The organism is Flavobacterium hibisci (assembly GCF_020026925.1).
GTDB classification, from domain to species: Bacteria; Bacteroidota; Bacteroidia; order Flavobacteriales; family Flavobacteriaceae; genus Flavobacterium; species Flavobacterium hibisci.
In genome coordinates this window covers 245,233-260,351 of record NZ_JAIQDW010000001.1, presented here as the reverse complement: position 1 = coordinate 260,351, position 15,119 = coordinate 245,233, and the positions used below count along the sequence as shown (strand labels likewise).

Below are 15,119 nucleotides of genomic sequence, written 5' to 3'. Positions count from 1 at the left end.
GGCTATGAACAATAAAATATTAATTCGTACTATTTTGCTCATTGCAATGGTTTTTCCGCTTCTATTTGCAGCGTGTGCCCAAAAAGAAGAAAAAAAGGTCAGTCAGCAAAAAGCTCAAACTTATACCTGTCCCATGCATCCGCAAATTGTAAAAGATGGCCCCGGCTCATGCCCGATCTGTGGCATGGATTTAGTGCCCTTCGAAAAAAACAACGCACAGGACTTTCTAACCTTGGGTCCCAGCCAGCAGGCATTAGCCAATCTCACTACAATAACTGCCGGGGAAAATGAATTTTCAAATTCTTCCCGTCTCAACGGACGTCTGGTTACTGACCCCGAGCAGACCATTTACATCTCAAGTCGTGTCGAAGGAAGGATTGAAGAGTTGTATATAAAAGAAACCGGGGTTCCGATTCGAAAAGGCCAGCCCTTATACAGAATATATTCAGAGCAGCTTTCAGCCCTTCAGCAGGAGTACCTCCTTGCCACAGCACAGGCTGCAAGCTTTTCTGAGGACAGACGTTTTGCCCAGATAAAAAATGCTGCAAAACAAAAACTGCTCTTGTATGGGCAGTCTGAAGCGCAGCTTAATGAATTGTTCAAAAAACAAAAAGCATCACCCTATGTTGTTTACTACGCTCCAGATTCAGGAATAGTGGCAGAAATATCCATAACAGAAGGCCAATATGTTACGGAAGGAGCTTCCATTATGAAACTGGAAGATTACAATCGCCTATGGGTCGAAGCTGATGTCTATCCCGCAGATGCTGGTAAAATTAAAGCAGGCCGAAAAGTGAAAGTCATAGTTCCAGGTTATGAAGATCAGCCCCAAACGATGACGGTCGACTTTATAAATCCTGCCCTGCAGGCAAGCAAACAGACAATACAGCTGCGCGGTACCATCGCCAATTCAAATAACCAATGGCAGGCAGGTCAGCAGGCGATTGTTTTGCTTCCTTCCTCAGAGCAAAAAATGAAGCTGACCCTGCCTGTTGATGCGGTAATCAGAGACGGCAGCGGCACACATGTCTGGATTGAAATCGAAAAAGGCAAATATCAGCCTAGAATGGTTACCATTGGTTCAGAAACCTTCAGTGAAGTCGAAATTACCAGCGGCTTAAAAAAAGGAGATATCGTCGTTGCATCCGGTGCCTATCTCCTTTACAGTGAATTTATATTAAAAAAAGGCAAGAACCCCATGTCAGGAATGAAAATGTAATAATCAATCACACAGACAATGAAAAAATTAATAAAAATCGGAATTCCAATATCAATAATCTTCTTACTTACTGCCTGCGGCAACAGTGAAAACAAAAAGAAAGAGGTTCCGCCTGAAAACAAAACTTCTGTAGTAATTCCAAAGGAATCCATAGTGAAGATAAATGACGATATTTTAAACGCCATATACAGCCATTATGTCCATTTAACAGCAGCCCTTGCCAAAGATAATGTCGCGGAAGCAAAACTGGCGGCCAATGCAATTGAGGCGGGAGCACTGGAAATCCGCAGCAGCAGCAATCTTGCAGCAGATGCAGCAGCAATCGTTTCAGCTCCAGATATCGATAAGCAGCGAGCTGCTTATTCTGATCTAAGTAATGAACTGGTCAGCCTGCTGAAAAAAACAGGAATGGCTGACGCTGAGCTATACGTGGAATACTGTCCAATGGCTTTCGGCAACAAAGGAGCAGTATGGATCAGTTCTACCAAGGAAGTACGAAATCCCTACTTTGGAGAAAAAATGCTCAAGTGCGGCGAGGTTAAAGAAATAATTAAATAATCAGAATCTAAGATTATTTTTTAGTGTTAAACAATTGGTTCAAAATAGGTTCAAAAAAATAACGCATCAAAACTGTAAAAAATAACCTTATGACACACACCTATACAATTTCGGGGATGACTTGCGATGGATGTCGTACAAAAGTAGAAAAAACGCTAAATGCCGTAGAGGGAATAAAGGCAAAAGTCACTTTAGATCCTCCATTAGCAACCATAACAATGGAAAAACATATTGCTGTCCAAGAGCTCCAGGAAGCATTGACTGCGGTTGGAAAGTACACCATTGAAATGGCTCATGTGCCCCATTCGGATGAAAAAAAAGCGGAAAAGTCATGCTGTAGCACTGCTAAGGATGATGCCCGCAAAGATGATCATAAAACGACAGCCGTTGCACATAATCATGCGGGTGGTAAATACTATTGCCCGATGCATTGTGAAGGAGATAAAATGTATGATAAAGCAGGAGATTGTCCTGTATGTGGAATGCATTTGGTGCAAGAACCAGCTGCTGCCCAGGTTCAGCAGTATACATGTCCAATGCATCCGGAAGTTATAGCCGATTCGCCGGGTTCATGCCCTATTTGCGGGATGGATCTGGTGCCGCTGCAGCCAAGTGAAAGCCAAGACCAGAGAATTTACAAGGATTTGGTTAAGAAAATGAAAATAGCGGTAGTATTTACTGTTCCCATTTTTGCCATCGCAATGATAGAAATGGTGCACAACAATCCTTTACTTCAACTAATGGATGCCTCTAAATGGAACTGGGTACAACTTGTTTTGTCTCTTCCTGTGGTTTTTTATGCCTGCAGGATATTTTTTGTGCGAGCATGGAAATCAATAATTACTTGGAATCTCAATATGTTTACCCTTATCGGTATTGGTACAGGAGTGGCATTTATATTTAGTTTGGCCGGTATTTTTTTTCCAGATATTTTTCCAAGCGAATTCAAGACCGAACACGGAACGGTGCTTCTATACTTCGAGGCTACAACAGTTATTCTAACTTTGGTTTTGTTAGGACAGTTACTTGAAGCCAGGGCGCACAGCCAAACCAGTGGTGCTATAAAAGAATTATTAAAACTGGCTCCTACCCAAGCTACCTTGGTAATTGATGGCCGCGATCAGGTAATCTCAATCCACGATATCAAAAAAGGTGATTTATTACGCGTAAAACCCGGAGACAAAATTCCTGTGGATGGGAAAATAACTGATGGTGAAAGTACAATAGACGAATCGATGATTACCGGTGAACCAATTCCTGTGGATAAAAAAATGGGAGACATGGTGTCATCAGGAACTATCAATGGGAACAAATCATTTGTTATGATTGCAGAAAAAGTAGGTTCAGAAACCCTGCTTTCGCAAATTATACAAATGGTAAATAATGCAAGCCGTTCCAAAGCACCAATTCAGAAACTGGCAGACAGCATCGCTAAATATTTTGTACCGATTGTTGTTATAATTTCTCTTCTTACTTTTTTCATCTGGGCAAAATTTGGTCCGGAACCGGCAATGGTTTACGGCTTTATCAACGCTATTGCAGTATTGATAATTGCCTGCCCTTGTGCATTAGGTTTAGCAACACCCATGTCAGTAATGGTGGGGGTTGGTAAAGGAGCACAATCAGGAATTCTTATAAAAAATGCCGAAGCTTTGGAAAAAATGAACAAAGTAAATGTTCTGATTACTGATAAAACAGGAACAATTACCCAAGGCAAACCTTCGGTAGAAAAAATTGTAGCACTGCAATATTCAGAAGATGAACTGCTGCAATACACAGCGTCTTTAAATCAGTACAGCGAACATCCTCTGGCAGAAGCCGTAGTGGAATTTGCAAAAGCAAAAAATGTTTCTTTGACAAAAGTCGATGATTTTGAAAACATCGCAGGAAAAGGAGTTATTGGGACTGCTAGCGGTAAAAAGACGGCATTAGGGAATAAAAAATTAATGGAGCACGCAGGCGTCACTGTTTCTGCTGACATAGAAGAGAAAATTATTGCCGAACAAAAATTAGGAAAGACAGTTTCTTACATCGCTGTGGATAAAAACGTAGTGGGATTTGTAACGATAACCGATGCCATAAAAGAAACTAGTGCTGCTGCCGTAAAAGAATTAATGCGCCAGGGAGTTGAAGTAATCATGCTTACGGGAGATAATATAAATACCGCCCAGGCTGTTGCCGAAGAGCTTCATTTGACTTCTTTTCAAGCAGGCTGCTTACCGGAGGATAAATTAAAAGTAATCCAGAAATTACAAGCCGAAGGAAAAACTGTTGCTATGGCAGGTGACGGTATAAATGATGCGCCTGCTTTGGCACAATCGGATATAGGTATTGCGATGGGAACAGGAACAGATGTAGCCATAGAAAGTGCCAAGATTACTTTGGTAAAAGGGGATTTGCAAGGAATTGTCAAAGCAAAAAACCTGAGCCACGCCGTAATGAGCAACATCAGACAAAATCTATTCTTTGCTTTTATATACAACGTATTAGGGGTTCCCGTTGCAGCTGGAGTTTTATATCCGTTTTTCGGAATATTGCTTTCGCCCATGATTGCCGCCCTGGCCATGAGTTTCAGTTCTGTTTCAGTAATTGTCAATGCCTTGCGTTTAAGAAGTTTAAAACTCTAAATAACATATAATTTAGCATACAAATGACCAATCTGGCACAAATTATTGAGCAGTATAAAAATGACAGCGAAAGTGTCTATAATACCTGGTTTATAGATAACGACCAAAGATTAAAGGCTTTTCGTACTATCAGACGCGGTGTCTTGCAAGTTATTGAAGATATTAAAAACCAAACCTTTCCCAACGATTTCAAAGGAAGCAGTTTGGAATTTGTTCTGAGCTGCATTGCAGAACAGAAACAAATTTTTGTAGGCGTTTCCCATCCGTTTTATTGGAAACCCAAATTGCGCATACCTGACATCTATGAAAATCAAAACAATAAATCAGCTTTTGGTCAGTTCCTTGAAAACTGCATCAATGCAAAATCTGAAGAACAGGTTCTGAAGGAAATTGTAAAACTTGATCAATTAAAAATTAAGGGCCTAGGGCCGGCAGTAGCCAGTATTTTGTATTTCATGCACCCAACCTGGTTCCCTCCTTTTAACACTGCCATTGTCAACGGGTTTAATTTTCTTTTTAAAGACAAAAAAAAATTAGGCAGCTGGACAGAATATTTAAAAATAAGAGAAACTGTTATCCAGACTAATCTCCTGTATAAATCACAGCTTTCAAATGACCTTGGCGCCATTGCTGGACTGTGTTTTGAAATTGGGACCCAGAAAATGCTGATCGGCAGCGATGAATATCTGAGCGAGGCGGAACGTTCAAGGTTCGAGAAAAACATTCACAAGCGGCAAAAAGAAATACTCGAAGAAAGGCTCGAAGAAAATCTTCACAGCGAAATGCAATATCATCTATTAAAAATTGGCATTTCTCTTGGTTTTGATGTTACACCGGCAAGTAATGATAAAAGTAAATCATTTAATGGCCAAAATTTTTCTTTTATATCACTAGCGAAATTCCCTGAGCTGCCCACCGATAAAGACACTCAAAACACTATCAGGCTTATTGATGTACTCTGGTTCGAGAAAGGTACAAACAAAATCATAGGCGCCTTTGAAGTAGAAAAAAGCACCAGTATCTATTCCGGCATACTGCGCCTGTCTGATCTTTATTTCAGTATTTCCAGCGGACAGGAAGTTTTTTACATAATTATACCCAATAACCGCGAAAAAGATGTGATACTCCAACTAAATAGACCCGCCATAAAAAACTCAAAAATGAATATAAAGTATATTCTTTTTTCCGAATTAAGAGCCAATTGTGATGCTATATGCAAATTTGGCAGCGACCATTCGATAATGGAAAAAATAGCCAAATCAATTTAAAATTAAAAATTCTATGAAAAAAATAATTCTAATAAGCTTTATTCTCCTGCAATCATTATCTCTTTCTGCACAGGAAAAAGTTCAAATTAAACTCCCTCCCGCAAGTCCGTCAGCCTCTTTTCAACAAGAGATCGGAAGTTCAACAATCAAAATGGCTTACAGCAGGCCTTTAGTCAGAGGGCGGAAAATATTTGGTGAACTGGTGCCCTTTGGCAAACTCTGGCGCACAGGTGCCAGCGATTGTACAACAATAAGCACCAATGAAGATATCACTTTTGGAGATACTATTTTAAAAGCAGGCACCTATTCTATATTCTCAATTCCATCAGAAAATCAGTGGACCATCATTATAAATACTGATACTGCCTTGCACGGGGATACAGGCTATGATGAAAAAAAGGACATCATGCGTTTTGTAGTTCCAGCAGAAAAAACGGATAACTTCTATGAGACATTTACTATAGAATTAAATGACATTAACAGCAAAGGCGAAGGTTCCCTGAAGATAGCATGGGAAAATACCCTGGTTAAAATTCCAATCAAAAGCAAAGCTGACCAAGAAATACTAGCCTTGATAGATAAACATCTCGTTAGGGAGAAAAGTCAAAATGCCGCTTTGCTGTTTCAGGCAGCAAATTATTATTCCATAACCGGGAGAGCCAATACCCAGGCAATATCCTGGCTGATGGAGGCAGAAAAACTTGATCCTGAGAATTTTTATTATCCAACTTTAAGGCAAAAACTATCTGTAGAACTAAAAGACTATTCTGGTGCCGTAGAAGCTGCCAAGAAAGCATTAGCTATTGCAGAACAGAAAAAAATGAAAAGTGTGGAGAAATTGAAAAACCAGGTCGCAGAATTGGAGTTGTTAGCTAAAAATAATTAAGTAAGCCTTATTGATATATTAAGAGCATAAATAATGTCCCCTGTACCTTCTTAAGCTACTATCTCTAAGCTTTCTTTGTTCAGGGTAAATCGATGAATTTAAATAACCTTTAAATAAAAAATCATGAAAACCGAACACACAACTAAGCATTCAGAAGAGTTAAACTTAGAAATGTACAAAAAATTAGCCCTTATGGCAGTACTATCATTTATTTCCATGTATGTGCTGATGTATTCGATGGTTGATGTATTTGCTAATGCAATTCCCAATCTAAATCAGTTTTACATGGCAGCACTTATGACTATGCCAATGCTCATTATAGAGATTATAGTAATGCGCACTATGTATATGAATAAAATGTGGAACAAAGTAATACTTGCCGCTGGGAGTCTTGCTCTAGTAATTTTTTTTTCCTGCATCAGACAGCAAGCAGCAGTTGATGACAAACAATTCTTAAAATCAATGATACCACACCATGCAGCGGCAATACTGATGGCCCAAAAAACTGTTCTTCAGGATCCGGAAACAAGCCAGCTGGCAAAAAACATTATAAAAGCGCAACAAGCAGAAATTGCACAAATGAAAGCCAAATTGAATGAAATGGAAAAAAAATAATAGAATGACAATCTGTAAAAAAAGAAAGATGAAAAATATACTGACAATGCTCATCGTTATAATTTTCCCTGCCATAATCCAAGCCCAGGATATGAAAGGAATGGAGATGGATAAAAAACAGCCCACAGAAGAGTCAAAGTCTTCTACTTACACCTGTCCCATGCATCCTGAAATTCACGAATCCAAACCGGGAAACTGTCCAAAATGCGGCATGAAACTAGTACCGGAAAAAACAAAAAAACAAAAAGAAGCATCATCCCATAAGGACAATGAAAAACAGGTTTCCAAAAAGCAAGCCAGCCAACAGGAAGCGCCAGTAAAGGGCAGCAGCAATGATATAAACACTCAAAAAGCAGCTGGAGAAAATAACCCACAGCCTCGTGTAGTCCGGTATGATCTTTATGTAAGAGATACCATTGTAAATTTTACAGGAAAACCCAAAAGAGCTATAGCTGTTAATGGGCAAATACCCATGCCTACCCTGACCTTCACAGAAGGGGATATTGCTGAAATCTATGTCCATAATGAACTCAATGAAGACACTTCTCTGCACTGGCACGGTTTATTCTTACCCAATAAGTATGATGGTGTGCCAAACTTGACACAAATGCCAATTAAGCCGCACACGACACATCTGTATACTTTTCCTATTATTCAGCATGGCACACACTGGTACCACAGCCACACTGAACTTCAAGAACAAATTGGCATGTACGGTTCTTTTATTATGAATAAAAAAACCGATGCTCCAACTTTCCGAAAAGGAATAGATGATCTGCCGACTGTTCCGATAGTACTGAGCGAATGGACAGATATGAAACCTGAAAATGTACACCGTCTGCTGCATAATGCATCAGACTGGTTTGCTATTAAGAAAGGAACAACGCAAAGCTATGCAGAAGCGGTAAGACAAGGATATTTTAAGGACAAAATTAAAAATGAATGGAAACGTATGAATGCCATGGATGTCAGTGATGTATATTACGACAAATTTTTGATTAATGGAAAAAGTGAAAGTCAGCTTTCCCAATTTAAAGCAGGTGATAAAGTCCGGCTGCGAGTTGCCAATGGCGGTGCATCAACCTATTTCTGGCTGACCTACGCTGGTGGAAAAATTACAGTTGTTGCCAATGACGGCAATGACGTAGAGCCGGTTGATGTAGATCGTTTAATTATTGCAGTTTCTGAAACCTATGATATAATTGTAACCATACCTGCAGATAAAACCGCTTATGAATTTTTGGCAACATCAGAGGACCGAACAAAATCTACCTCCCTGTACATTGGCGGCGGAATTAAACAACTCGCAGCACCACTGCCTAAACTCAAATACTTTGAAGGAATGAAAATGATGAATGGCATGATGAAAATGAATGGTGATCTGGATGATATGGGAATGAGCATGAGCCTCAATAAAATGGATATGAATGTAGTAATGTATCCTGAAATTACTGGTGCGCTAAAACCAAAAAAAAATATGGAGATGGACGGTATGAAAATGGGTGCCGAACAATACGACGCCAATGCGCTTTCAGATATTACCACCCTGAACTATGCAATGCTAAAATCCCCAACCAAAACAACACTTCCTGAAAATGCCCCGGTAAAAGAATTAAAATTTGAGCTGACCGGTAATATGAATCGATATGTATGGAGTCTGGACAATAAAGTAGTTTCTGAATCAGATAAAATATTAATCAAAAAAGGTGAAAATGTACGAATCATTTTGCATAATAATTCTATGATGCGCCATCCAATGCACCTGCATGGGCATGATTTCAGGGTCCTTAACGGACAGGGAGAATATGCACCATTAAAAAATGTGATTGATATAATGCCGATGGAAACCGATACTTTGGAGTTTAATGCCAATGTAGAGGGAGACTGGTTTTTTCACTGTCATATTTTGTACCATATGATGAGCGGAATGGGAAGGGTTTTTACCTATGAAAATCAACCTGCCAATCCTGAAATACCAGATCCTAAATTAGCACAACGAAAATTATTTGCCGATGACAGAAAATTCCATTTTATGGCAGAGAACGACTTTGCAACCAATGGAAATGATGGTGAAGCAATGTATCAAAGTACGCGCTGGAGTATTGGAACCGAATGGAGATTAGGATATAATGAGATGCATGGTTATGAAACCGAGACGCATATTGGACGATATATTGGAAAAATGCAATGGTTAATGCCATTTGTCGGATTTGACTGGAGATATCGAAAAATGGGAGAAGATGTACAAGAAAGAAACCTTTTTGGACAAAACAATACTAAAGATAAACGTGCCGTAGCAAGTTTAGGGGTCAATTACACCCTTCCCATGCTAATAGTTGCACAGGCTGAAGTTTTTACGGACGGTAAAGTCAGATTACAGTTTGAACGTAAGGACATTCCAGTTTCCAAAAGGCTAAGAATGAATTTGATGTGGAACACCGACAAGGAATATATGGCAGGACTACGGTATATAATCACCAGATGGGGTTCTCTTTCTTCCCACTATGACAGCGATATGGGCTTTGGCGCCGGTTTTATTTTAAATTATTAATGTTGTCTGATTAGAATATAAAAATATACATTACAATGGATTAAACCGACACTCGATCATTAGAAGGTGCCGCTGATATCACAACTTTATTTATCAATTAAAGAATGCCAATCTTAAATTAAAGATTGGCATTCTTTTATTAGACTATAAAACAGATCCTTCTTTTTATAGTAAGATGAGGATTTGTGATAGTATGCTTTAAATATGCCGCTTCAAGAATTAAAACAATCTTTAAAAATTATTTTAACAAAATACTTAGTAAATTAACAATAAGACATTGAGAAAGAATATTGGAAATAAAATTACAATTATTACTTTTACATACTAATTCTATAGGATATAAGAAGTATGATAATTAAAACGGCAGCAAAAAAAACACCTACTGTTTTTTCTCTTTTTATTTATCATTCAATTAAGTGCTCAGGAAAAAGACACCATATCTCAGCAGTTTTTAATGAACATAGAAATAAGGCCACGAGCCGAGTACACTTCAAATTATGTACTGCCTCCAAACGACTCTGCCGATCCTTATTTTTACATCACGCAGAGAAATAGGTTTTCTATGCAGTATGCAAGAGAAAAATGGCTAATAAAATCTGATTTGCAGGAAATTCATCTTTGGGACCAAAACAACAGGGCCTCCAAAGTAGAAAGCATCAATTTTTCTCAGTTGTATTTTGAAACTAAATTTAAATCGTTAAATGTACGATTAGGAAGGCAAAGCATTTTATTAGATAATGGCAGACTGTTCTCTGATGCGCCCTGGGCACAGCAAGGAAGAGCTCATGAAGGAATCCGAATAATGAAATATTCAAAACATCTCTCTAATGACTTTTTCTTTTTATTTACCAGAGATTACAATACTGGATTTGAGCCGGCCTATTCACCTGTAGCTTCCAATAAATATAAATATCTGCTGGCAAATAGCCTTATTTACAATACTAGTAAAGGATTTTCATTTAACTCATTAAATGCAGTTGATTTTTTAGAGAACGCAAATTCGCAGCAACTATATACTCGTGCAACGATGGGTGGCCGGATAGATTTTAGAAATAAGCAATGGTATTATACCCTAAATTCCTATCTGCAGTTTGGCCGTAATGTTAAAGGTCAAAAATTATTGGCGTACTATTTTCAGCCTGAGATTAAATTGTCGCTGTTAAAATCTACCTGGCGTTTAGGTGCTGAAATAATTAGCGGAAGCAAATCTAAATTGTCTAGCAGCAGGTCTGGGGATTTTGATGTATTGTATGGGGTTACATGGAAATTCAATGGAAACATGAATGTATTTACACGTTTTCCAAATGATGTTAATGGAAAAGGGTTGGTAAATCCTTATTTGTTTACAACAATTCCGCTAAACAATAAATTAACACTTCGCTCCGATTTTCACTTATTTTACACCCAATATCCCCTTTTAAATAATTCAGGTCAGGAAATGTCAAAGTTTCTTGGGTTTGAAAATGATTTTTCAATAAAATACATGCCTGTCAGAGAAATAGAAATAAATTATGCCTTTTCATTTTATAAGTCATCAGGGGCTATGCAGTACCTGCCAAAAATACAAGATGAAAATAAGCTGGCTCTTTGGAGCTATCTTATGGTCTCGTATAATTTTAATGCCCTAAATTTAAAGACACTTAAAAAAAAGCACTTAAATTAAAGTATTTTTTAATGCATTTGCTTGGAGAATGACTATAATAAAAATACATTTTTAATCATAATTTATATTTAAATTCGCAGTGTGAAAGCATTGGCAACAATAATATCGTTTATAGTACTGTTCCTTTCAACAGTACCATGCTCTGCATTAGTGAAACACTCAAAATGCGCAGTAGAGAAAAACTGCGGTAATGATTCACATGACTGCGGTAATGACTGCAATGGAAAATGCTCCCCCTTTTATTCCTGCGGGACTTGTGTGGGGTTTACAATAAATTTTAACTCTGCAGTTATTACTGAAAAATTAGAATTTATTCTGCACGATGTTTCGCCAACACCAACTTACAATAAATTTGTTGATTCTTCATTCATCTGCAAAATCTGGCAGCCTCCCAAAATTTCTTAGTCTAAAAACAGTGTTATTTTGCATGATTCTTTAATCATGTAAGGCTATTATGTCTATTAACCATTAAGAAAAATCTAAATGCTCAAATATATTTTACTGATTGTGGCAATAACATCTATTGGCACTGCGCAGGCACAGAATAAAATTACTTTTCATATAAAGAATGCTGATAATAATGAAGCTGTAAAAGGTGCTTCAGCAAAAATTGAAGAAACCAATTCCGTTATCTCATCTGGTAATGATGGCAACATCATTATTGAAAATTTAAAAGATGGAGATTACACATTATCCATTTCAATAGAAGGATTTGCCCCAAATAAAACGCTTTTTAAAGTACCTTCAACTGTCAGTCTTATAGAAATAAAATTGCAGAGCGAGGAAGAAGAGGCTGAAGAAATGGAAGAAATTATTGTTACTTCAACAAGAGGTACCAGAACCATCAGCAATATTCCAACCAGAGTTGAATTCATTGCCGGAGAAGAGCTGGAAGAAAAAGCCAATATGAAACCCGGAGACATTCGTATGATGCTTAATGAAAGTACCGGAATTCAGACCCAGCAGACTTCTGCAACTTCAGGAAATTCTTCCATCAGGATTCAAGGCTTAGACGGAAGATATACCCAGATTCTAAAAGACGGTTTTCCTTTATACTCTGGCGCGTCAAGCGGACTTGGGTTACTGCAGACTCCTCCATTAGATTTAAAGCAGGTTGAAATAATCAAAGGTTCCGCCTCTACTCTTTACGGTGGAGGAGCAATCGCTGGTTTAGTAAATCTTGTTTCTAAAACCCCGACCGAAGAAAGGGAGCTGCGATTTTTAATTAATGGAACTTCAGCTCTTGGACTGGATATAAATGGATTTTATTCTCAGCAGTTTGATAAAATTGGATTAACTGTCTTTGCTTCCCACGATCGCAACGCTCCTTATGATCCCGCTCATATACAGCTTACAGCTATTCCTAAATTTGAGCGTTTTAATTTTAACCCTAAACTTTTTGTCAATTTTAATGAAAATACCAAACTTAATTTCGGCATCAATACCGTTTTTGAAAACCGTTTAGGCGGAAATATTGAGTACATCAAAGATCAAAGTAAATATCCTGACAGTTATTTCGAAAAGAATAAAACACAGAGAATAAGCACGCAATTTTCCCTGACACATAAATTTAATGAGCAGGAATCGGTTACAATTAAAAACAGTTTTAATAATTTCAGCCGTGTCATCACCATTCCTGATTATGTATTTGATGGTCTGCAGAATAGTACCTTTTCTGAAATCAGTTATTCTAAAAACGGCAAAATTGCTCAATGGGCTGCTGGTGTAAATTTATATACGGACAGCTTTACTTAAAACAGTCCAACCGCTTTTCCGTTAAGAAATTATAATCAGATAACATATGGGGCTTTCCTTCAGAACACCATAAAAGCAAAAGAATGGCTGGAAATTGAAACAGGCCTCAGAAGTGATTATGTAATTGATTACGGATATTCTCTCCTTCCGAGAATTTCGGCATTATTTAAATTCAATTCTAAGCTTACATCCAGAATTGGAGGAGGCCTAGGCTACAAAACACCAACGATTTTTACAGAAGAAAGCGAACGCATCCAATATCGAAATGTATTGCCTATTAACAGCGATTTCAATAAACTTGAAAAAAGCTACGGTGTTAACTTTGATATAAACTATAAAACTAAAATTACCAATGACCTTTCCTTATCATGGAATCAGTTATTTTTCTACACGAATGTTGATAATCCTCTTATATTAAATTCTCTTCCTGATGACCTTTATCAGTTTGCAAATGTTAATGGATATTTGGATACTAAAGGAACTGAAACAAATGTGAAATTAGGATATAAAGATTTTAAATTATTTCTGGGGTATACCTTCACTGATGCTTCTATAAATGCAAATGGAGTAAAATCCGAAAATCCTCTTACCGCAAAACACAGATTAAATAATGTTTTAATGTATGAAGTTGAAGATAAATGGAAAGTTGGTTTAGAAGCTTACTATTACAGCAATCAAAAATTAAGTGATGGCACGACCGGAACAGCTTACTGGATTTTTGGCTTTATGGCAGAAAGGCTTTGGGAAAATTTTTCCCTTTATGCCAATTTTGAAAATTTTACTGATACCCGGCAAACTAAATTTGGAAGCATATATACAGGTCCTATTTCAAATCCTGTTTTCAAAGATATCTATGCTCCTCTGGACGGATTTGTTGTGAATGCAGGAATAAAGATAAAAATTTAAAGCGAAATACAGTGGCAGTCAATTTTTCGGACTACGGAATTACGCCTAAAGATTGCCATATTTTCAGAGACCTTGGAGTGGTATTCCAAGGTCTTTTTTATTTCATATATATATGATATACAATATGTTGCAAAACACACAAACGCACTTTTAGAAAATTTTCTTATTCAACTGCATGATAATTAAATTTTATATCGTAATATTGCAATATAAATATAAAACGATGGGAGCAACAAAAACAGATCACTTTACAGAAAGCCAGAACGAGCTGGCTGTTTTAGCCAAAGCACTAGGCCATCCTGCGCGTATTGCAATTATGGAATATTTATTAAAAGTAGATGCCTGCATCTGCGGGGATATTGTAAATGAACTTCCCCTTTCACAGCCGACGGTTTCACAGCATTTGAAAGAATTGAAAAATGCAGGCTTGATTAAAGGGAGCATCGAAGGAAATTCTATCTGCTACTGCATCAATGAACCTGGACTTGAAAAAATAAAAGGTTTCTTTCAGCACATATCAGATCATCTTGCCAAAAAGAAAAGCGAATGCTGTTAATTTAAAAGGATATGGAAATCAGAAAACTTTCGGCCAAAGATTGGGATCAGGTAAAAATAATTTACCAAAAAGGGATAGATACCGGCAATGCCACTTTCCAGACCAGCGCCCCTTCATGGGAAGACTGGGACAATTCACATCTGGCATCCTGCAGAATTACAATGCAGGAAGATGGCAAGGTGATTGGCTGGGCTGCCCTTACCCCTGTTTCTTCCCGCTGCGTTTATGCAGGGGTAGCAGAAGTAAGCGTATATGTGGATCCCGCACATTCAGGAAAAGGAATCGGGCTAACCCTTTTAAATGAACTTGTCAGACAAAGCGAAGCAGAAGGAATCTGGACGCTTCAGGCAGGGATCTTTCCTGAGAACACGGCAAGTCTCCGCATTCATGAAAAAGCAGGTTTCAGGATACTTGGAACAAGGGAGAAAATCGGAAAACAAAATGGTACCTGGAGAGATACTGCGCTTCTTGAAAGAAGAAGCTCCCTTATTATTTAATAAAAATATAGTATAACT

General features: G+C 37.8%; 11 protein-coding genes and 1 pseudogene. All 12 read left to right on the top strand.

Annotated elements, in window-relative coordinates:
* Positions 1-4: 4 nt before the first annotated feature.
* The 12 genes and pseudogenes from K8B81_RS00865 to K8B81_RS00805 all read left to right on the top strand — a co-directional run bounded on the left by K8B81_RS00865 (position 5) and on the right by K8B81_RS00805 (position 15,101).
* Positions 5-1,219, top strand: a complete 1,215-nt coding sequence (locus K8B81_RS00865; RefSeq protein WP_115887042.1) for an efflux RND transporter periplasmic adaptor subunit — start codon at positions 5-7, stop codon at positions 1,217-1,219.
* Between the two features lie 18 nt (positions 1,220-1,237).
* Positions 1,238-1,777: a DUF3347 domain-containing protein gene (locus K8B81_RS00860; protein ID WP_115887041.1), complete on the top strand. Its 540-nt coding sequence runs from the start codon at positions 1,238-1,240 to the stop codon at positions 1,775-1,777.
* Between the two features lie 89 nt (positions 1,778-1,866).
* Positions 1,867-4,404 carry a heavy metal translocating P-type ATPase gene (locus tag K8B81_RS00855; protein ID WP_115887040.1) on the top strand — a complete coding sequence of 846 codons (2,538 nt, stop codon included), beginning with the start codon at positions 1,867-1,869 and terminating at the stop codon, positions 4,402-4,404.
* Between the two features lie 23 nt (positions 4,405-4,427).
* The gene (locus K8B81_RS00850) at positions 4,428-5,672 is read left to right on the top strand and encodes a hypothetical protein (RefSeq protein WP_115887039.1); all 1,245 of its coding nucleotides are present in this window, start codon (positions 4,428-4,430) and stop codon (positions 5,670-5,672) included.
* Between the two features lie 13 nt (positions 5,673-5,685).
* Positions 5,686-6,558, top strand: coding sequence for a DUF2911 domain-containing protein (locus K8B81_RS00845; RefSeq protein ID WP_115887038.1), 873 nt, complete (start codon positions 5,686-5,688; stop codon positions 6,556-6,558).
* Between the two features lie 123 nt (positions 6,559-6,681).
* Complete coding sequence (locus K8B81_RS00840; RefSeq protein WP_115887037.1) at positions 6,682-7,173, top strand: DUF305 domain-containing protein; 492 nt, start codon at positions 6,682-6,684, stop codon at positions 7,171-7,173.
* Between the two features lie 28 nt (positions 7,174-7,201).
* Positions 7,202-9,724, top strand: a complete 2,523-nt coding sequence (locus K8B81_RS00835) for a multicopper oxidase domain-containing protein (protein WP_115887343.1) — start codon at positions 7,202-7,204, stop codon at positions 9,722-9,724.
* A gap of 454 nt (positions 9,725-10,178) precedes the next feature.
* Positions 10,179-11,387, top strand: a complete 1,209-nt coding sequence (locus K8B81_RS00830) for a hypothetical protein (protein ID WP_144213033.1) — start codon at positions 10,179-10,181, stop codon at positions 11,385-11,387.
* 81 nt (positions 11,388-11,468) lie between these two features.
* Entirely contained in the window at positions 11,469-11,792 is a 324-nt protein-coding gene (locus K8B81_RS00825) for a DUF6660 family protein (protein ID WP_115887035.1), read from the top strand.
* A gap of 78 nt (positions 11,793-11,870) precedes the next feature.
* Positions 11,871-14,048 (top strand): annotated as a pseudogene (locus K8B81_RS21075) (TonB-dependent receptor).
* A gap of 223 nt (positions 14,049-14,271) precedes the next feature.
* Positions 14,272-14,604, top strand: a complete 333-nt coding sequence (locus K8B81_RS00810; protein WP_115887033.1) for an ArsR/SmtB family transcription factor — start codon at positions 14,272-14,274, stop codon at positions 14,602-14,604.
* Between the two features lie 11 nt (positions 14,605-14,615).
* Complete coding sequence (locus K8B81_RS00805; RefSeq protein WP_115887032.1) at positions 14,616-15,101, top strand: GNAT family N-acetyltransferase; 486 nt, start codon at positions 14,616-14,618, stop codon at positions 15,099-15,101.
* Positions 15,102-15,119 lie beyond the last annotated feature (18 nt).

Coding starts and splice junctions, on each gene's coding strand:
- K8B81_RS00865 (WP_115887042.1), top strand. CDS start 5: ATGAACAATAAAATATTAATTCGTACTATTTTGCTCATTGCAATGGTT.
- K8B81_RS00860 (WP_115887041.1), top strand. CDS start 1,238: ATGAAAAAATTAATAAAAATCGGAATTCCAATATCAATAATCTTCTTA.
- K8B81_RS00855 (WP_115887040.1), top strand. CDS start 1,867: ATGACACACACCTATACAATTTCGGGGATGACTTGCGATGGATGTCGT.
- K8B81_RS00850 (WP_115887039.1), top strand. CDS start 4,428: ATGACCAATCTGGCACAAATTATTGAGCAGTATAAAAATGACAGCGAA.
- K8B81_RS00845 (WP_115887038.1), top strand. CDS start 5,686: ATGAAAAAAATAATTCTAATAAGCTTTATTCTCCTGCAATCATTATCT.
- K8B81_RS00840 (WP_115887037.1), top strand. CDS start 6,682: ATGAAAACCGAACACACAACTAAGCATTCAGAAGAGTTAAACTTAGAA.
- K8B81_RS00835 (WP_115887343.1), top strand. CDS start 7,202: ATGAAAAATATACTGACAATGCTCATCGTTATAATTTTCCCTGCCATA.
- K8B81_RS00830 (WP_144213033.1), top strand. CDS start 10,179: ATGAACATAGAAATAAGGCCACGAGCCGAGTACACTTCAAATTATGTA.
- K8B81_RS00810 (WP_115887033.1), top strand. CDS start 14,272: ATGGGAGCAACAAAAACAGATCACTTTACAGAAAGCCAGAACGAGCTG.
- K8B81_RS00805 (WP_115887032.1), top strand. CDS start 14,616: ATGGAAATCAGAAAACTTTCGGCCAAAGATTGGGATCAGGTAAAAATA.